The organism is Myroides odoratimimus, assembly GCF_001485415.1.
Taxonomy (GTDB): domain Bacteria; phylum Bacteroidota; class Bacteroidia; order Flavobacteriales; family Flavobacteriaceae; genus Flavobacterium; species Flavobacterium odoratimimum.
The window spans coordinates 62,542-82,734 of record NZ_BCMQ01000011.1 but is presented as its reverse complement, the minus strand read 5'-3'; the positions used below and the strand labels follow the sequence as shown (position 1 = coordinate 82,734).

The 20,193-nt window shown below is 34.0% G+C and carries 18 protein-coding genes and 1 pseudogene; 7 read left to right on the top strand and 12 right to left on the bottom strand.

Going from position 1 to position 20,193, the window contains the following annotated elements:
* Window positions 1-285 precede the first annotated feature (285 nt).
* From MODO_RS11505 to MODO_RS11465, 9 genes are all read right to left on the bottom strand, one after another.
* Window positions 286-1,572 (bottom strand): DUF6051 family protein, encoded by a 1,287-nt coding sequence (locus MODO_RS11505; protein ID WP_029988614.1) that lies wholly within the window; start codon window positions 1,570-1,572, stop codon window positions 286-288.
* A 108-nt stretch (window positions 1,573-1,680) separates the two neighbouring features.
* Window positions 1,681-2,151, bottom strand: coding sequence for a hypothetical protein (locus MODO_RS11500; RefSeq protein ID WP_016648964.1), 471 nt, complete (start codon window positions 2,149-2,151; stop codon window positions 1,681-1,683).
* Between the two features lie 92 nt (window positions 2,152-2,243).
* On the bottom strand, window positions 2,244-3,689 hold the full coding sequence (locus tag MODO_RS11495; RefSeq protein ID WP_016648963.1) for an aminopeptidase P family protein: 1,446 nt from the start codon (window positions 3,687-3,689) through the stop codon (window positions 2,244-2,246).
* Window positions 3,690-3,726: 37 nt separating this feature from the next.
* The gene (locus tag MODO_RS11490; protein ID WP_059050984.1) at window positions 3,727-4,767 is read right to left on the bottom strand and encodes a hypothetical protein; all 1,041 of its coding nucleotides are present in this window, start codon (window positions 4,765-4,767) and stop codon (window positions 3,727-3,729) included.
* Between the two features lie 257 nt (window positions 4,768-5,024).
* Window positions 5,025-5,429 (bottom strand): DUF2262 domain-containing protein, encoded by a 405-nt coding sequence (locus tag MODO_RS11485; RefSeq protein WP_006258525.1) that lies wholly within the window; start codon window positions 5,427-5,429, stop codon window positions 5,025-5,027.
* Window positions 5,430-5,431: 2 nt separating this feature from the next.
* Complete coding sequence (locus MODO_RS11480; protein ID WP_006258526.1) at window positions 5,432-6,064, bottom strand: hypothetical protein; 633 nt, start codon at window positions 6,062-6,064, stop codon at window positions 5,432-5,434.
* Window positions 6,065-6,070: 6 nt separating this feature from the next.
* Window positions 6,071-7,747, bottom strand: coding sequence for a hypothetical protein (locus MODO_RS11475; protein WP_006258527.1), 1,677 nt, complete (start codon window positions 7,745-7,747; stop codon window positions 6,071-6,073).
* Window positions 7,748-7,818: 71 nt separating this feature from the next.
* Window positions 7,819-12,882, bottom strand: coding sequence for a DUF4132 domain-containing protein (locus MODO_RS11470; protein WP_059050982.1), 5,064 nt, complete (start codon window positions 12,880-12,882; stop codon window positions 7,819-7,821).
* Between the two features lie 10 nt (window positions 12,883-12,892).
* Window positions 12,893-13,330, bottom strand: a complete 438-nt coding sequence (locus MODO_RS11465) for a hypothetical protein (protein WP_059050993.1) — start codon at window positions 13,328-13,330, stop codon at window positions 12,893-12,895.
* Window positions 13,331-13,678: 348 nt separating this feature from the next.
* On the opposite strand from MODO_RS11465, the pseudogene MODO_RS19585 reads away from it, so the two are divergent.
* Window positions 13,679-13,981 (top strand): annotated as a pseudogene (locus tag MODO_RS19585) (DUF6804 family protein).
* Between the two features lie 36 nt (window positions 13,982-14,017).
* Here the strand turns inward: MODO_RS19585 and MODO_RS11455 are convergent.
* From MODO_RS11455 to MODO_RS11445, 3 genes are all read right to left on the bottom strand, one after another.
* On the bottom strand, window positions 14,018-14,602 hold the full coding sequence (locus tag MODO_RS11455) for a COG3650 family protein (protein WP_006258531.1): 585 nt from the start codon (window positions 14,600-14,602) through the stop codon (window positions 14,018-14,020).
* A gap of 630 nt (window positions 14,603-15,232) precedes the next feature.
* Complete coding sequence (locus MODO_RS11450; RefSeq protein WP_006258532.1) at window positions 15,233-15,847, bottom strand: class I SAM-dependent methyltransferase; 615 nt, start codon at window positions 15,845-15,847, stop codon at window positions 15,233-15,235.
* Window positions 15,848-15,849: 2 nt separating this feature from the next.
* Window positions 15,850-16,167 carry a rhodanese-like domain-containing protein gene (locus MODO_RS11445; RefSeq protein WP_006258533.1) on the bottom strand — a complete coding sequence of 106 codons (318 nt, stop codon included), beginning with the start codon at window positions 16,165-16,167 and terminating at the stop codon, window positions 15,850-15,852.
* A 291-nt stretch (window positions 16,168-16,458) separates the two neighbouring features.
* On the opposite strand from MODO_RS11445, the gene MODO_RS11440 reads away from it, so the two are divergent.
* From MODO_RS11440 to MODO_RS11415, 6 genes are read left to right on the top strand one after another with little or no spacing between them, the layout of a single operon-like run.
* Complete coding sequence (locus tag MODO_RS11440; RefSeq protein WP_006258534.1) at window positions 16,459-16,794, top strand: PadR family transcriptional regulator; 336 nt, start codon at window positions 16,459-16,461, stop codon at window positions 16,792-16,794.
* Between the two features lie 26 nt (window positions 16,795-16,820).
* Window positions 16,821-17,462, top strand: a complete 642-nt coding sequence (locus MODO_RS11435; RefSeq protein WP_006265815.1) for a hypothetical protein — start codon at window positions 16,821-16,823, stop codon at window positions 17,460-17,462.
* Between the two features lie 14 nt (window positions 17,463-17,476).
* A complete protein-coding gene (locus MODO_RS11430) occupies window positions 17,477-18,112 on the top strand; it encodes a hypothetical protein (protein ID WP_058699692.1) in 636 nt (211 codons plus the stop codon).
* Between the two features lie 14 nt (window positions 18,113-18,126).
* Window positions 18,127-18,846 (top strand): hypothetical protein, encoded by a 720-nt coding sequence (locus MODO_RS11425; RefSeq protein WP_058699691.1) that lies wholly within the window; start codon window positions 18,127-18,129, stop codon window positions 18,844-18,846.
* 11 nt (window positions 18,847-18,857) lie between these two features.
* Window positions 18,858-19,571: a hypothetical protein gene (locus MODO_RS11420; protein WP_058699690.1), complete on the top strand. Its 714-nt coding sequence runs from the start codon at window positions 18,858-18,860 to the stop codon at window positions 19,569-19,571.
* An 11-nt stretch (window positions 19,572-19,582) separates the two neighbouring features.
* Window positions 19,583-20,188, top strand: coding sequence for a hypothetical protein (locus MODO_RS11415; protein WP_058699689.1), 606 nt, complete (start codon window positions 19,583-19,585; stop codon window positions 20,186-20,188).
* Window positions 20,189-20,193 lie beyond the last annotated feature (5 nt).

Here is a 20,193-nt window from a genome sequence, read left to right as displayed (position 1 = left end):
CTTAAAAACAAAAAATCCCGTCTGATTTACTCAAACGGGATAATTAGATATTTTGGTTTCAAATACACCATATCATTACCAGCTCGTAAGAGTACAAGTAGAATGATGATGATGATGTAATTGACTTGGATACATGTCTTTTTTGTTTATTTGATAAGTCAAATGTATATATAATTTTAATACACTTGGTTAATTATTTTTATTTATTTCTTATACTTTTCAAATATCGCCTATTTAAAACAGCTTTCAAACTCAATGAGAGCAAGCCTTTTAACCTATTAATAACTACAGATAAAAATTAGCCATTTTAGCCATTGTTAGATTAAAATGAGTATCCACTTCTTCTGCATTCTTGATTGTTAAAGGGAAAGGAACCATATGACTATAGGAGAAAGGATAGTCTAAAATATCCACTCCAATAGGCACATCTCTATACGGTCCTTTTAGCATATTTAAAGCTTCTACAGCAGGAGCTACCTCATCATTTTTAAGGTTGACAGAGTAGATTTGATTCTCTAATTCTTTTAAGCGTTCTTCTCTTTCTTCTTGGTGATGATTGTAACGAAGCATTGTTTTAAACCAACTCTCCCCTGGGTGTAATTCTTTGGATTGATAGTGATTTAGACGAGGTTCTGCTATAAACTTAGTTGTCAGTAATTGAGCAAAGACTTTTTGCATCATAATAGTTGCTTTTCCATCCATAATATACTTCGATACTGGGAACATACGATCAATAGTCATTCCTCCACAGAAGCAAACTAACTTAGCATTATTCAATATGCCATTAGGATTCGCCATCAGAATAATAATAGATAAAAACGAGCCTATAGAATATCCAAACAAATCAATAGAAGCTGTTTTAGAAAGACTCGGGAACTTACCTTCTCTTAGTTGAGTCTCCCATTGTATAAAATCGTAATATGTCTGTAATCCCGACCAAAACATACGTTGTGGATTAGCCTCCATACGTGTACTCAATGCTGCATTGACATAGCTCGTATCTGAATTCTCTTGCCAATGCATCGCTCTCTTCTGAGCCACCTCAAACATCAGTTTTCGATCAGACCATTCAAGAGGTGCTCTATCCATGTGAAAGCTTATAGGAAACAAGACTAGGGCTTTTTTAGTACGTTTTGCTAACTCATATGCCCAAGGTAGATACTTATCCCACTTCTTCTCATTTAAGCCGTGAAACATGACTATAGTCTCTTCTGAAACCTCTTGCTCTAATGTCTTTAAAACAATAATCTTAAACTTCTTATTCTCCTCTACACTATAATCAGAAATATCTAATAGGTGATCTGTATCTGTAATCAGCTTACAAAAAGTATCTTCAAAACTCTCGTGATGTTCATCACAATACAATTTATCTGAACCACATAGTACATTAGCTGCTTGTGTAGATTCAAAATCGTATTTAAAGAATTCAATACCTAGTTCTTCACTTTTTATATAGTCATCTTCTGTATTAAAAAGCTTTTTGAGTTGATCGTGTAATTGGTAGTAATGCATGGCGTTAGGATTAGGTTGATTTAAAATACTATGTATGCATAGTATTAACGCAATAACCATTGACATTATTACACAAATCAGACATTATTAATATATAATTATTTTGAACTACTACTTGTATTTATTATATCACCAATCGTTATTTCAATTAATTATAGAAAATATAATCTACTTTTTATAAGACAGACCTGATATACTACTTGCACTTCTAGGATCATATACAGACCATAAAGTTCCCCACTCAAAAGCGATACTCCACTGAGGATAAGGTGAATTCTTTTTCTTTCCTTTCTCCCCTGACAGTTTACGCATAAAAGAATTATTGCGTTCAAAGACTTCCATCTCCTTCTTTTCTGACCAATCATCCCAAGTCTTAGCATCTCTGTCATCGCTAGTGTATATATACATACTCTCTAAGCTATCTCCAAAGAAGCAAATACTAATCCGAACTTGATACCCTTCCCAATCAAAATGATTAAAACCATACCAGAAATATCCTGTATTAACATCTCTAAAGCTATCATATTTAGCCTTGTAATAGTCTGTTTGTTTTAATTCTTCTAACTGCATTCCCTTATACAGTCTACAATTAAATTCTTCTAAAAATATACTGCCATTTGTTTTATCTAACATCCCCATGTGTACACTTATTAAACATTTATACTTCTATATAAAAAGCCGATAAGTTTATTAGTACTTATCGGCTTCATATTAAATATAAAAATAGCTTCTTAGTAATTAGATTTATAATCTTCTATCTCCGCAACAGTTCTGATTAACTCTGGCCCTAAATATTGATAACCATTGTCTTTAATCAAGAAGTTGTCCTCAATACGGATACCTCCAAAGTGAGCGAACTGTTTTACCTTGTCATAATTAATAAACTCTGCATATTTTTTCTCTGCCTCCCACATCTCGATTAGCTCTGGAATAAAGTAAATACCTGGCTCTACAGTTAGTACATGTCCTGCTTTTAGCTCTTTTCCTAAACGCAATGATTTAATACCAAACTGCTTCGTATCCTTAGGGTCTTCTGCTGTATATCCTACATACTGTTCTCCTAAATCTTCCATATCATGTACATCAAGTCCCATCATATGCCCTAATCCACACTGGAAGAACATCGTATGCGCATGATTAGCTACAGCATCTTGTGCATTTCCTTTCATAAATCCTAAGTCGATTAACCCTTCTGCTAATATCTCACAGGCTTTTAGGTGTACATTTTTATACTTCACGCCTGCTTTTAACTCTGCCTTAGCTCCTTCAAAAGAATTAAGAACTACATTGTAAAGATCACGTTGTTCTGGTGTGAAAGTCTTATCTACAGGATATGTACGCGTCAAGTCAGATGCGTACCCCATTGGCGTCTCACAACCAGAGTCATTTAACAATAACTTACCCGACTGTAAAGTATTCATCTTATAATGATTGTGTAAAATACCTCCGTTGATTGTCACAATAGAGTTATAAGCTAACTCACAGTTATGACTCCCTGCCACATTTTGAATAGCACTCACGATCTCATACTCCTTCACTCCAGGCTTAGCCATACGCATAGCCAATAAGTGCATCTGATTAGATACTTTTAGTGCTTCTTCTATCTGTACTATTTCTTGTGCTTCTTTGATTTCTCGTTGTGCTACGATAGCTTGAATCATCGGCACAGATGGTTTAAAGTCTACTATAGAAATATGTAGTAACTCACTTAATAAAATCTTGTTGAATGATTGGTAAGGAGGTAGGTAGTGAATATTTCTTTTCACGCTCATAGCAGTCGCTAAATAAATAGCTAATTCTGCATAAGGTCTTGTCTCTACTACACCTGCTTTCTCACATTTTTCTTTTAAAGTCTCTTGACGTCCCATCCATACAATAGCATCCATAGACATCTCATCTCCAAATACGATTGTCTTATGCTCATCTAAATCAATGATAGCAGCTAAGTGTGGTTGTTGGATACCAAAGTAGTACAAAAACGTACTATCCTGTCTGAAATGTGAAGCATTGTCAGCAAAGTTGATTGGATTCTCTATATTTCCTAAAAACAATAAGATTCCCTTTGCTTGAATATTTTGTTGAAGAACTTCTCTTCTTCTCTTATAAGTTTCTGTATTAAACATGGTATTGTTGGTTTGATCCTCCCAAGGTAACAACTTTGTCTGATATATACTCACAAATTGAGTAGTTTTTATCTAGTTGTTAGAGCAGGTGCTAATTCTTATAAATATCTATTGAAAAGAACTGTTGTACTTTATCATATACATCTTGGTCTAGTGCTACTTCTTTTAAGAAAAGTACATATTCAAAGTCCATCAATTGACGTTTGACAGGCATAGAAAGTATGTGTACTACTAGCTCATCTGCGATATACTTTTGTTGTTCTTTGTTAGCAGAGTGATAGACCTCTTTTACTAAGAAATTATAATAGGTCTTACCTTCTATTTTCTTGTTTACAAAGTGTTCGAAGGTCTTATAAACAATATTCTTAATCACCTCTTCCCACACTGATTTAACTTGTACATTATTAATGGTCAATGCCAACCAATGTATATACTCATCATAGAACAAATCAATCTTCTTACTATACGTTCTAATGCGATTCTGAAAGTCTGTCATGGTTTCGATCACAGTCGAAAAGATATCCAATGTGATTGGTTTATTAATACTGACAGTCACATAGTGATTCACAGGCTCTAAAGCAATATTCATCAAGTCCATCAGCTTCTTCACATTCGCCCCTTCTAATGTTTTTCGACGTCCCGCAACCGACTTTATCGTCTGTTCCATAATCTCTCTTACCTGATCTGTGGTGTATTGTGTTTCATCAGTCGAAAAAGTAAGTAAAAAGAGCTGTTCTAAAGGTTTATTCTTTTTAAAGACTTCTGACAGCCATCCTGTGATAGCTTCCTTATCTACACGAAGCATTACTTCTTCTGTCTCAGTTAGCTTTTTCTTTTTAGTCTTCACTCCTGTAGTAGTGGATTTCTTTTTCGTTCCTCCCTTACTATCTTCCATAGCTAGCAATACCGCTACTTTATGGAGGCAAAGTGTTTCTCCATTCGGACAATCACAAGTAAGCGCAGTAATCTTAGCAGCCTGAATAAACAACTGTACATCATAGCTCTGTTCTCCATCATCTACAAAAGCTACATAGTGCCCCTTACTCTCTTGTTCTAGCTCACGAACAGGCAATTGCATTGCTCTATTTTTATCTTTTGTAGTTATTGATTTGATTACTTCTGCTACTTTCATAATACTTTTATTGTCAGAACACAAAGTAACATATTTATCTCCACTATAACACTATTTCAAAGATCGTTTTGAGTATATACTCCTTTTCTACTCATCAGCAAATCTAGTATACTTCTATTCATCTTATTTTAATTGTGATTATAATGACCTCAGTTGAACTTATATACTCACTTATGGTTGTATAAAGTGGGACACTACGATATAAAAAAGGCTTGAGAATTAATTCTCAAGCCTTATATATCTAATTTAATACTTACTTATCCATTCATCGCTACATGAGATTCAAACTCTCCATCAACCATCTCAATAGATAAAATATGATCTCCGAAATATGCTCCGCCTTCATAATTAAACTCTACTTCACCATCTCCAGTAAAATATAACGACAACAGTCCTAACTCATCTCTAAACTGCTCTTCAGACAATCCTTCGTTCTTTTCACTATACACATCATACAGCTCATCTACAATAATATCTTTTCCTTCAGCATTGTATTTCTCTAACTGAACTACTACCTTATTGACATCTTTTAGAATCTCTTCTAACTCATCATCGCCATTATAAATAGAAAGATTAATTACTTCTTCTCCTAAAGTATAATCCATCTCTAATGTTTCTTCATCATATTCTGATATTTTAAAATCTTGTGCTGTTAATATCATATCTATTGTTTGTTTAATGCTTTATCTACTATACTAATCAATTCCTGTGGAGTCATAAACGTATTCATGAATGCTTCTAAACTTCCTTCATTAGTCACTTCACTAAAGAAAACCTCGTGATCAGTACCAAATAATGTAGGATTCTCTTGATTAGGATCGTCTATACAAATATAATAATGATCAGGAAAACCATAACTATAGAATAGCTGTATCATGCTTGGATATTTTGTACCTACTACTCTCTCTATCTCGCTTAGATTAACAAAATCCTCATCCATAAAATCTGTATTCCACTCTTCATAATCATCAGTTCCTTCCTTATAGGGTGTAAAAGGAGTTGCTGTCCAAAACACCTGCCCTCTCCCTTCTTCTGTATGTACATAGTAATGAGCTATCATCTTATCCATAAATGCCTGTCTATCTGACTGAATCAACTCTTGATGCTCATCTATATACTCTCCTAAACCATAGATAGGCTCTTGATCCTCTTCATCTGCCCAAGGTGTATCTTCTGGCTTCGGATATAATACCATATCAAAAGTGATAGACATCAAATCTTCTGCTAATGACTTCCCTTTTACTTGACTAATATCTCCTCCAAGTGCCTGTATTCTATCTAAAATTGTTTGTTTCATTACTATCTACTTTTGTTTTTTCTCGACAAGTGTCTTGATTTTTTTATTCAAACTTCCATCTGTATACCTATACTTCATCAATTTCTGTACGATATCTTTCGCTGAGAATTTCTCTACAATAAACTTAGCCAATCTTTCATCAGTATATCTAGGATAAACAGGAGTTTGTCCAATACTCATAACCTTGTCTAAGTACGATGCAGCATTAAACTTACACATCTGTTCGCCATAAGCCCACATTACATCTTGAGGAACATCTCTACTTAGTACTTCTAGCATTTTCTTATAATTATGCTCTGTTTCCAGAATAGCAAAATACAACATAGAGGCTGATTTTGCATGATGAAAGTTATTTATTAAACTACTTAAAACCTTAGCTCTAAATCTCTTAACCTCTTCAGTATCATCTAAATACTTAATTACATAACTATAATCTTCAAGGTCATAGGTCTCAAAGAAAAGTTGCTTCTTTATATTTGCTAAACCTCTTTTATCCCCATTATTCTCATAAATCTCTTCTAGTATCTCTAGATAAGGTTCGTTATACTCTGTCTGAATATTACTCTCTATTATTTTTAAACAATACTCCTCTACTAGTTTAAGATCTATATCCATTAACCCTTTTAATAATAGCAAATTGTATTCATTCTGAAACCTAACTGGTTTAAACAATTTATAACAATCTTTTAAAACTTGTTGTTCAACAGCTATTATCAAAAAGAACAAATACATCTCTATCTCAACAACATAATTATTATCTTGATAATGCTTCATTATTTTCACTACCTCATCCCCAAAAAGAGAAGTATATCTCTCATCTTTACTTTCGTATAGTTCTATAACTAAAGCTGAAACTAGACTGTAGTGTAAACTATTCTTAGGCTCATACAGTTGTTTCAATAAGTTTACTATCGTATTCTTGACAACATCTTGATCTTTGACATTTAATAATGCTAATACGTATCTTTCAACAAACTTATTCATATAGGTATCAACTCGTTTGCTAGTATAATTCACACTATACTTTAACGTAAATAGAGAAGACATTATCTTTAAATAAAGTTCTAAAGCAATAGGTTTTGTAATATTAACAACGATATATTTATCCACTGGCTCTAATGCAAGTGAAACCAAATCTACCAGCCTCTTAATATCTTTAGCATCTGCATTCTTTCTTTTTCCAAAAACAGAAGTATAAATATCTTTCAATATTTTATCAACGATATCAACACTATATTCGGCACTATCTTGTTTTTTAAAAGTTAATATAAACTCCTGCTCTACCTCCTTATTTTTCTTAAACAATTCAGTCAGCCATGTATACACCTCCTCTTGATTAACATCTTGAAGTAATGCTACACTTTCGCTTATTTTCTTTTTACTCAAAGCTTTTTTCACAACGGGTTTCGTAGCAATTTTCTTCCCTTTTAAGGCATCATTTATTGCCATCAGTAGCTTAGTCTGGTGTGAACACATGACTATATTGTCAATCTCACATTCACAACTTCTACTGACTACAGTACGGCCATCTATTACGATTTGTACATCATAGCTACTTTCTTCGTCATCTACATAAGCTACCCAATGTCCTTTACTCTCTTCCTCTACTTCTCTTAGAGATAGCCTTTCTGTTTTCCTTAATGTCGATTTTTCTACTAATTTTAATATCTGTCCTATTGTCATTACCTTCTTTTTTCTATTGTCAAATATACTTACTCTCCACTAAAGAACTATATCATATATATAAAGATTTTCTACTCTATCTGCCTTAAGATACCCGTATCTCTAATACTCCCATCCCTAGCTAAAATTAAAGCCTTAGACACAATCTCTGTGGTCTTAGGGTCATCATCTACAAAGGGTAGGAACAACTTCCCTCTATCCTGTGTATGTACAGGCTCGATATAGAGATGCGTACCAGATATCAAGTGAATCACACCACTACCGACATGTAAGCTATAGATTCCCTTAGTCCCTGTGATCACAAGGTGGCGTTCTTTGTACTCGATATTTGTTAACTTCAATAATCGTGCTGTTTCTCTCACAACAGCCATACGCATCTGTACCGTAGACAGACTTGTCTCTGGATCTACTCCTCCTACATAAGCGACACTTACCACCAAGTCAAGGTCTCTCATCACCTCACTGAAGACAATAGGATTAACCTCTGTTAGGGCAATCACGTCATCTGAAGAAGCTTTAGTGAACAAGACATGCTCTAAGCTAACATAGTCACCATACTCTGCATTACTACCTCCTAAATAGTCAATATAAACCTCAACTCGAATATCCTCCTCAAAATACAGTTTGCTGTAATTCGCATAGTATTCATACTGCCAGTTTCTTGTCTTAAACAGTCCTAAAGTCTGTTTGTCTTTGACCTGATATCCCGTATAGCGATTAGAGCTACCGATATTTGTTTCCTCTGCTTCGTTGTGTAAATACAACTCTCTAAACACTTGTTTAAAGGGTTGTTCTATCTGTTTGTCAAACAAATAAGCTTGTATATTGACCCATTGTCCACTTTGATATAAACCATAACAGTGTACTATCACGAACTCTTCCTCTCCTTGTACATCCATTACCACGCCATCTATAGTGGTAAATACTCCCTCTACAAACAAACCGTAAACCTCACCACATTTAAAAACCAACTTAGCCAAATGGTGCTTAATAATCGGATGCAGTAACAACTTCTGCATCTCTGCATAAGAGAACGCATCTTGTCTAAGCATTGCCTGCTCTAAATTCAGACGAGAGCGACTATACTGTTCTTTCAGTGCCTTCTGACGTTCTACTAGATCTATGATTTGCTCATTTTTCTTTAGTTTAGCAGGTATCGCTTTTAAGGGCTTATCCCCTTTACTCTTCACTGTCAACTCTACTTTTCCTTCATCAGATACAGTCAAAGAGAATGTATACTCATCCAATACCAGTTCCTTATAGTTCTCTAGAATAGACTGCACTTGTACACTCTCCATAGACCATTGAAAACGCACTGCATCAGTATACCCTGCCGCTCTAGCGATGTTCTGCATCGCTACATTATATATCTTTAAGTCATTCTCTTGGCGCATAGCTCCATACTTCTTAGAACCTTTCTTAAACTGTTCTAATAACTCATATCGATCCATCAAATCTCCTTCTCTATCTGTCTCAGATAAGGGGAATAACCCACATGCACGTACATAGTTTCTATCGCGTTTAGAGATAACCCTCGTTTTCAAGTCTTTCATAGAGACTTTGCCTAACAGCACATCTGCATATAGCTTCACACGAGTATGCCCCTCTACTGCCATAAACTTAGTTGAATCATAAAGCATCTGCCAACGCTCTTCTCCTAGTACGTGATAAAAACTAAAGAACCAATCTATATCTACTACACCTCCTTCAAACTCCTCTAACGCTATAGCAGAATAGCGTTGTATCTGTTTTTGTATCTTGTTTCTCTCCTCTTCTTGTTCGTTATCCAGCAGATGAGCGAACAGCCACCATATCGCTGACTCTAATCCTTGCCAGTCTAAGTAAGTCGTGATGTACTTTATCCACTGCGGACATGCTACAGCCACTTCGATCCATTGTATTGCACTGAAGTTTATCTCTGCTACTTGAGCATTAAACATCTCTTGGCTATCCGTACTTAAAGGTGTTGTTCTACGAATAAGTTTACTATAGATTTGTCCTAATTCCTTAATCGTGATTTGCATCTCTGCATAATAGTAAATACTTTCTTTAGATATCCCTGTGTGCTTGATCTTATGCAATAATCCAAAGAAATACTGCATTCCTTCTATCTCCTGAAAGTCAAAGACAATATCAAATACCTTAGTCGTAGGGTTATCCCTATCCATAACCTGTTGTAAATAATACGCTTTAAACTCAACCAAGACTTGCTGTACTTTATCGTTTATAAATCGCTTTGTAAAAGGAGATAACATTGAACTGAAATAAGACTTTCTATTATCTATAACTACAAGATACTGTATAAACTCATCTCGCGTAATTTCATTCTTATCATAGGCAATAGCCATCAATTCAAAAGGTAACAGATAATAGCTATCATCTACTTTATTACAATTCAATTGACGCCAACGCAATAGTCTGAAATATGCTAAACACTGTTCTTCTGTTAAATCCTCTATAGGTATAAACTCAGCATACCAAGATAAATCTGTATAATCTACCCATGTATAGCTATACTCTTCTCCATAAACAGAAGTGCGTATCTCTAAATCTAATACTTCTTGAGTAATACTGTTGTATATTGTTTTTAAACCATCTAAGCAATAGGTCGTTTTTTCTTTAAATGGATATTGATAGGTTAAACAAGAAAAGACTGTTCCCATCGCATACCAGTAGTTATCATATTTAGCTGAGAGTTCATTATAGAAATAAGGCAACTTCCCATCTAATAATGGTTTTATCAATTCAGGGACCTCTGTTTCTGAAGTAGCGCAACGCAGTAAGAATAAGTCTAATGCATCTAACTTACTATCCATAAACCACTGATTCCATACTTCATACAATGGGTAATCTTGGAAGTGTTGTTCTGCTGTCCATTCATCATCACCTGAATAACTATGCATCTTCGTGAAATGTGTTCCTAAGAGTACCTTCTCTGCTTTTCCATAATTAAAATGTTCATATTCATACATAGCATATTGTTTCATCAGGTGCTCTAGACTATCTAACTCTCGTACTACCTCTTCCCATTTCTTAGAAAGTCCCCAATTATGTGCAATGCGCTGGCTAAATAAAGTATTCTCTTCCACTGAAGGCAATACGACAGCACTCACCACAGTAGCATCGTATAATGCCATATCTGTATCTTGTCCTTCTTTTCCTTGACGCCCAAAGTCACGCAAGAGTACTAAGTATTCTTCTTCCTCTTTAGCATACTGAATACCTAGCTCATCTAACTGTGCAAGCCAAATACCTAGTTGATGGTGTATTTCATCTCTCTGAGCTAGTACCACTAACCCTTCCATTGCTGTTAAACGTTGATTTACATCCTCACTTAATATTAATTGTTCTAACAGTCTATCCTTAAAATCATCTTGTCTAGATATTAATAGGCGGATAAAGTGCTGTTGTGTCTTTTTAAACTTCCCTTTAAAGTATGCTACTATCTCTTCTTCATCTCTACTTGATAAGGTCGCTATTGTTAAGAATCGCATACAACCAAAAGCTATTGTCTCTTTGCGTTCTTTCAGATAAGCGAAAGCTAACTCATTTTGCACCTCATAGGTAGGTTGTATCTCTCCTTTAAAACTATATCCATACCCCTGAAGTCCATATTCTTTACCTCCAAACAACAATACGTTTAATAACTCTTCTTTAAAATCAACAGTAAAGGTATTTCGCTTGTCTATAAACAGCCTCGCCTTCTCTGATGACTCCTCTGTCAAATACAACAGTGAAGTCAATAACTCTTCTTTATTTAACTCAAAGCTTCTGTAATAATCTGGTATTACACTACTCTTCAAGATAAGTGTCTTTCCACTTTTATATTGTTCATATAAGTCATAAAACACTTGGTATATGTCTTCATAGTTTTCTTGTCGAATAAAATACCTCGAAGCTCTACTCCCTTCCAAATATTGGTTTATTCTATTTAGAAGCATAGCGATAAACTCTTGATCTCTACTTTCTAATATTTTATTAAATAGGACAGACTCTACCGTATATTCATTAAAGTTTGGTAAGAACTCTAATATTACAAGCTGAAACTTGCGCTCTACTTCCTCAAATGCACTCTCAACAAAGCCAAACGCCATCTCTCTGTGTATCCATAGATAACAGTGCATCAATGCGTAAAACTCTTTTTCATTAAACGTAGATAATTCTTTCTCGTCAAAATAGTCATAGTGATTTATAGCATAGAGCATCAACTCACATAGTCGCTTTACATTATCTTGTTTGTCATCCTCTACATGACTTCTAAAGTGGTATGCTAATTCTGTACGCACTGCTTCATAACGCACTAAATTATGAGAGAGAATAACTTCTAAAAAATACTTTAAGTTAGCTACCTGTACATGTGATAATAACCTCGTAATATCTTGTCTAATTCCCTCTTCACGACCAGCGTTTACCAATATATCTTTTACTTTCTCCCAATACTTTGATTGCTTTGAAGCCATTAGCATCAATAAAAAAGAAGGTGTCCATCGTCCATGCTCATTATCCCCATCACAGATAGTATCGACTACCTCGATTAACTGCCCTTCTCCACTATCTAAAGCTACTGCCCATACATAAGGAAGATAGTTAGGTAGCGAGAGGTGCATACTATACTCCACCTGCTTATGAAGTGGCAACTCTATGCTATAGGAATCATAGTTATGATTATCATAGAACGATATACCATATAACAGTCCTGAAATAACATTACACTGTTTTAAGAATGTATATTCTGCATTATGCCACGTCGCTTCTTTTATATCATATTGTCCTCCTAAGATATATTCATCCACTCGATCTAATAATTCCTGTACCCAAGGCGCTAACTTCTCTCCAAAAAAGTACACCAATAAAGCGTAATACTCCACTTCTCTCCACATCCCAACAGAATTACTTGCTAGCATCTCTACAAAAGTCTCATCATAACGCGTAAATACCTTAGGGCTATAAATAGAATCTTCTGGATTACTACTATTGCCAGTAAAATGTAGTCCTAATATAGCGATATGTGGTTCTAACTTTACACCAGCATAATCCTGGTTATACACCATCGCATAAAGCTCCTCATGCATCTCTGCATAAGTACGGTTCTCTACTTGATAATCTCTTAGTATAGTTACAATATTATTATTCATTGGGATCTGTTTAAAAACTAGCTTTTAAAAAATTAAGGGGAATAAATACAAAGGCATCTGTATCATTCAATACAATGACCTCTTCTAATGACAGCAACTCTCGTTCGCCATAAAACAATAAGAACAACTGATCCTCATACGCCTGTATCACACGCTGTACCTCTTCTGCTATATCAATATCTCTGTACTTCTCAGGAGAGGTAAAACGGAGTTTACTAGTGAATAGAATGTTATCTAAGGCTTCTTGTGTAGCAGTCAACTGCTCTACAGTACTGCGCTGTTTGAACTTCTGTATATGTTGTTCTACCTGCTGTGTCACTACAGCTCCAAGGAACTCTCTTACCGTGATTGCATCTGTGGATACTACTATCGCTATCGTCAGTCCCTCTACCTCAGCACTTAATCTATTCAATTGTTTGATCTGTATATTTACTCTCTTTACAGCCATAATCTCTTTCTTTTTCAAAGAGGAAAGATAAGACTTTTAACAAAAAGGTAAGTAGCTATAACTGGCTATATTCTATAGCAAATCAAACATCTTAACACCTTAATAATACTTACACAGCGTTCTTCAACTTGCCATTATCGGCAAAAAATAATCTAAATAGATAATTTATTTTAAAAACTTGCCGATATCGGCAAAAAACTCATATAAGCAGATAATTTATTTCAAAACTTGCCGATAGTTATAAAAGATAAATACGAATAACCTATTCTCTAGAAATAGTAATTAGCGACATCGCATTTAATCTAGTTATTTCGTATCTTAATACTCTATTTCACACCTGTCATACTCATGGAAAAAGCTATCAAAATCACTATTGCAGTTTTACTCTTACTGTGTCTTTTAAAGTTGCCTTATGGGTTCTATTAATTCGTTCGCTTTGTGGCCTGTATAGGATTTAGTTACTTTGCGTACAAATCTTATTATAGAGAAGAAAAAACGGAGATGTTTATCTATATCGTACTAGTGCTACTGTTTCAGCCTTTTTTAAAAGTCGCTCTTGGTCGTAGTATTTGGAATATAGTGGATGTCATAGTTGCTATTGGTCTATTTATCAATATCCCTAACAGCAATAAAAAAATAAACCGCGAATAGAATTAATCCATCCGCGGTTATACTTTATTTTAGTGATTAAAACTCATATACATCTAACTTCTGCTCTTGATCGAAGACTACCTCAGCGTGCCCACTCGGTGCATCATACTTCGCTTTCTCTACTACAGAAGGATTAGAAGGATATGTACCATTAGCATATACTAGTGATTTCCATTCTCCATCTGATTTTACAGTTAAGACTTTCCAATCATTCTCTACAGTAGGTTCTACAAAAATAGCTCCTTGCATCACTGTAAACTTCGTGATTAACTTATAATCAGACCCAAGCAACAAAGTAGTACACCCACCTGATCCACAGAAATAAGTACCTGTAAGACTTACAAAGATTTCTTTCTTCCCATCTCCATTTAGATCAATAGCATACAGCTTAAACTGACGGTCTGTATCTGTCATCACCTTCAAATCTGCTTCTGTCAGAAACTCATTCTTTAAAAAGTTACTTACTCCTAATACAATATCTGATCCTACAGCATCAGCTTTAGGCTCCTGAAATTCTATTACCTCTTCTAAAGGTTCTATAGCCTCTACTTTCTTCTCTTTCTTACAAGAGACAAATGCTATTCCAACTAATAATACTGCAACAATACTTATTCTTCTCATCTTATTTTATTCTTTTTAATAGTATACAAAGGTGGCTAATTAATTCAATTGTAAAGTCTTTTTAACAACAATTTGATGTTCTTTTCTACAAAAAAAAGTGTTACTTTTTTACTATTTCAATAATTATTCAATTGATAAAGTTATTATTTTAAACTTCTGCTCAACTTTTTTTCTCTAAAAACAGTAATTATCCGTTTTTTGAGCACAAAAATAAAAAAAAAACAACCTCTTTTTTTTATTCCTAAAAAACAACAACACACTTAATAACAGCATGTTACTAAAAAAACTAGTCTATACATTAAAATACAATCATGCTATAACCCTAGTAAAATAGGGGCTTCAATGCAAATCCTTCGACAATACATGGACAATAACCCAAGAATGGTGGAGCTAAGGCAAGCTTTGTCCAACAATGCTCCTTTTATACTCCATGTATTCTCCTTTGATGAAAGACTCATACTTCATAATCATTAGATCATCATACTATTGCTATTTTGCTGATTAGAGATTGAAAAAACACTTTTCATTTTTCGTTTACCTCTGTATCACCCTATCTATATTCACTATCCTGTTGCAACAAAAAAAGCCTTGAAACTAGTGCTTCAAGGCTTATATATATTCTTTTATGTCTTATTTCTTCTTCGCTATCCCTCTGATTACTTTTGCTATTCCTCTGTGATATAGACCTTCTGACAGCTCTATATCTACCTCTTCTAGATTGATAAATTCGAAATCGCAGAAATCCTCTTTTAATTCTTCTACGCTATACAGCATCGTAGGGTTACTAGGTCCTCCTACATCGGGATTCTCTTTTTGTTTATAGATATGCTCTTTAGCAAAGGCTTCTAGTATCAATGTTCCACCTGCTTTGACATAACTTCCTAACTGTCTGTGATAGGCCCTCCTTACACTCTCTGGAAAATGAGCATAAATCAACGCTATTGCATCCACTGATGCTAATTCGTAAGATAACGATTCAACATCACTGACAAGATAGTCAATCTCTACATGGTGTTGTTTAGCTAATTGAAGTGCTTTATTCCTAGCTTCTATACTTTGATCAAAGGCTTTTACACTCCAGCCTTTTTGCGCTGCATATACCGCATTTCTCCCCTCTCCCTCAGCTGCCATTAATATAACCTCCTTGTCACGACTAGACTTGAGTACTTCTTCTAGATAGGCATTAGGCGCTATCCCATAAGCATATTCTTGTTCTTTATATCGCTCATTCCAAAACTCTTTCATGCTTATCTTCCTTTTACATTAGCGACTTTAGTCCACGTTCCACCATTTATCACTTGTGTATATCCTTTCTGCTCTAACATACGCTTCGCCTGACCACTGCGCATTCCACTTCTACAGAATACGACAATCTTGCTTTCTTTAGGTAATTTATGCAACTGTGATTCTAATGTATCTAATGGGATATTCAGAGCGCCAGGTACAGAACCACTTTTAAACTCTCCTACTGTACGTACATCTACCAGCATAGCTCCTTCCTGAATATAAGCGAATAGTAACTCTGCCTTATCTAATCCTAATAACTTATTTATAAAACCAAACATAGTCCATTGTTGTTTAAAAGAGTAAAGGTATGACTTCCCTTGTAGGTTAACTGTAACTTAGGTTACTGTACTCAAAGAAGCCTTTTATTTAACATTCCTGCAGCCTTCCACCTCAAAAAGGCAATTCTCTGACAGTCTCAACCATTAACACTTTACACCTATTTTACGCTAATTACTTACACTAAACAAACATTTATACATCAAAACATAAAAAGTATCTAAAAAGTATATACCTAAGATTTGGAGGTATCAGATATTTTTATACTTTTGCTATACATAAGAATCTTAAGTATGAAAAAGCAACAACAACTTTATAAAGGAAGTCTCAATGCCATCATCATGAAACTACTCGATCAGAATGGGAGAATGTATGGGTATGAAATCACGCAAAAGGTAAAGGAAGTAACCGAAGGAGAAATGAGCTTGACAGAAGGTGCTCTCTATCCTGCCCTTCACAAGCTAGAAGCTGATGGATACTTAGATGTAGAACTAGAGCGTGTAGATGGACGAGTACGTAAGTACTATAAGCTCACAGAATCTGGAGTAAAAGAAACTACTTCTAAAATGGAAGAGCTAGAAAGCTTTATCCGCAATATGCAGAACATTGTCAACCTAAAATTGACATAATTGGTAACCACCAAAGACAAAACACAATGAAAACACTTACTATAAACCAACAAAAACTAATTATCGCTGAGATAGCAAGATATAATGTGCGTTATGCCAATCTTAAAGAAGAATTGACAGATCATATCTTCTGTGAAATAGAAGAGCTATATCATACAGGATACGAGTTTGAACAAGCTTTTATACAAGTATTTGATAAATGGCATCCTATGCTGACTCCTAGAAAAGACTTTAAGTATAGACATGTCCCTTCTTTTATCTCTAATACGTGGTATCGCAGAGATGATAACAGATGGAGAATAGCAGGTGTTATCACTTTCTTATTTGCCTTAATCAACTCACTCTTTTTAAAATTAGATCATACCACTCATAATATTAGCTTTTTTGCGATCAGTTTGATAGGTCTTGTATTATCTATTCTACTATTCATGAAGAACCGCAAGAGACAGAACTATAGAGCTTCTTATTTGATTCTAAAATCTATGGTATCTGGTAGTATACTACTTGTATTCACTCTTATACTTGGTATAAAAGTTTACGGATATATGATTAATGGCTTTACTATGGGAGACCTTGACCTACTATCATTAGTTGCCCTATACCACTGTATCAGTATTATAGTGTTATCTAGAGAAAATAGTAGACAACGTCGTACACAGATTGCTTAAAAAAAGAAAATGCTATGAAAACATTAAGTAACCTAGAAATAAAACAAATAGAATGTGAGATAAATGAATATAATATTCAATATGAAGATATTATAGCAGAAGTAACAGATCATGTTATATGTGAAATAGAATATGAAATAAATCAACATAACCTTGACTTTGATAGTGCATTCATATTAGTATTTAATAAATGGCGACCTATGCTAAGGCCTAATCTAAGTTCTAAATACAATCATATTCCTTCTTTTATCTCTAATTCGTGGACAGAAAAAGAGAGTGCTAGATGGAAAATAGCTGGAGCCCTGACTGCGCTATTTGGTTTATTCTACTTCGGTATCTCATATTGGACTAGGTATGACTTACTTCTGTTTGCTGTGGTGCTCTTAGGGATTACTGTCTTGTTATCTTTTAATATGTTTAGATTCTTAAAAGAGACACAGAATTATAGAAGCTTTTATTTAAAGACCTTATCTAAAAAACAAATTATTAATGTCTTAGTATTTATGGGGCTAACTATATATGAGCTATCTAGATATATTAGTAAACCTAACACCGACTTTGCTACTCTGATAATAGGATTAATAGCAATCTATACGTTCATAAATACTGTATTGATTTACAGAGAAAGCTTGAAGCTGATAAAAAACTAAAAAAAGAAAATGCTATGAAAACACTACAACCACTAGAACTAGATAAAATTAGACAAGAGCTAATCAACCACAAGATTGAATACATAGAGGTAATAGAAGAACTGACAGACCATATCGCTAATGGTATTGAGCAACAATGGAGAGAGTCTAATACTCAAATATCTTTTGAAGAGGCGTTAGCTATAGAGATTAATAAATTCGGGGTTAAAGGATTAAGCAAAGTGCAAACTCAGATGAATAAAGCCCAAATATATGAGTACTTGCGTATCATCGGTTTAGGTATAAAAGAGTACTTTGTAACTTCTAAAGTGTTATATCTACTAGCTATTTTTATTGGTACACTTCTACTATTTAATATTTCAAGTACATGGTATTTTATAGACAGAATATTTAATGTTGGTTATTTAGCTACGATTGTAACTTTTAATCTAGTTATCATGATAGAAAGTGATAGTAGTTGTAAATTACCTTATCTGGGAAATACAAAAAGATATATTTCTAATGCGTACTATTTACTAGTAAAGCAGTTAACCTATTTCTCTTTAATACCTATGATAATTCTTTGTTTTAGTAAAATTTCTCAACAGTTTATCTATTCAAACAGCGCTTTTATCTGGGTACCTAAAAGTATTCTATTTACACTCTTGCTGATTATCCCTTTCATCATTCTCAATAAACTGAGACCTATGGTACTTAAAAAAAAGAATGAACTATCACAATCTAAAGTAATCTAATTAATTACACTATGAAAACACTACAACCACTAGAACTAGATAAAATCAGACAAGAACTAATCAACCACAAGGTTGAATACATAGAGGTAATAGAAGAACTGACAGACCATATCGCTAATGGTATTGAGCAACAATGGAGAGAGTCTAATACTCACATATCTTTTGAAGAGGCGTTAGATAAAGAATTAAATATAATTGGAAAGAAAGGATTAAAAAAGATTCAATCTGAGATATACCTTGCTAAATCTAAAGAGTATATTCTATCACTAATAAATGCTTTACAAAGCTATTGTACATCTAGTGTACTAATAATTATACTTGCGATTTGTTTAAGTATATATACACTACTAAGTATAGCTACTATATCGCCATTAATCAATTCTGGAGTTAATACTATAATCTTAGGTGTCTTTGCAACAAGCAATGGAATATTAGTATATGATAGTATTCAGGTTTATTTAAAAAACAAAGGTAAAAACAGACTACTCTTAAGCGAAACATACTTTATTGTGGTTTGTATAATTTCTTTGTACACCTACCTACTTGTCTTTCATATAGACTTAAGTAGTCTAAACACTTATGGATACTCATTTGTAAATCTGGGCTATGCTGTTAAGAGTGCTCTATATACTTTAATTTTTGTATTACAGTACAGTACATTCTATACATTGAAGCCAAAGTATCTTAAAGAAAAGGATGTCCTATCTAAGCATTATAATTTCTAATTATCTGAACCATGACAACACTATCTACTGACCAAATAGAAGAAATAGAAGAGTTCTTAATCACTCAATACAATATCAAGTATCAAGATACTCGTGAGGAAGTACTAGATCACATTGCTTGTGAGATAGAAGAACTGATGAATGAGGATTTTGGCTATGAGATTGCTTTTAAAAAGACATTTAATAAATGGCATAATGACTTAAAACCACACCCGTTTATAAGATACAATAATGTACCTTATTATTTAGGTCGTCAATGGGTAAAAAGAGATGTGCTCAATATCATCCTAGCCATGCTAATAGGTATAGGAGTACCCTATATCTTTAAAAATGTAATAGAAGATTATCATTTAGCGAATACAATAGGAATATTTATATCCTTGACTAGTATAATGACAGCATTATTTATAACTATTAAGTACTATGGAGTCAAAGGGTATAGAATAAGTCAACTAAAAAAAGATATATTGGGTTATAGTGGTATTTCTTTATTCTATCTTGTGTTTTTTTGGGGAGGTTTTACGTATAAATTGATTCCTCTACTATTCATTATATCCTTATATCAACTATATTACATATTAGAAATAAGCAAGTTAAACATTCGAACTATTAACTAGGTACT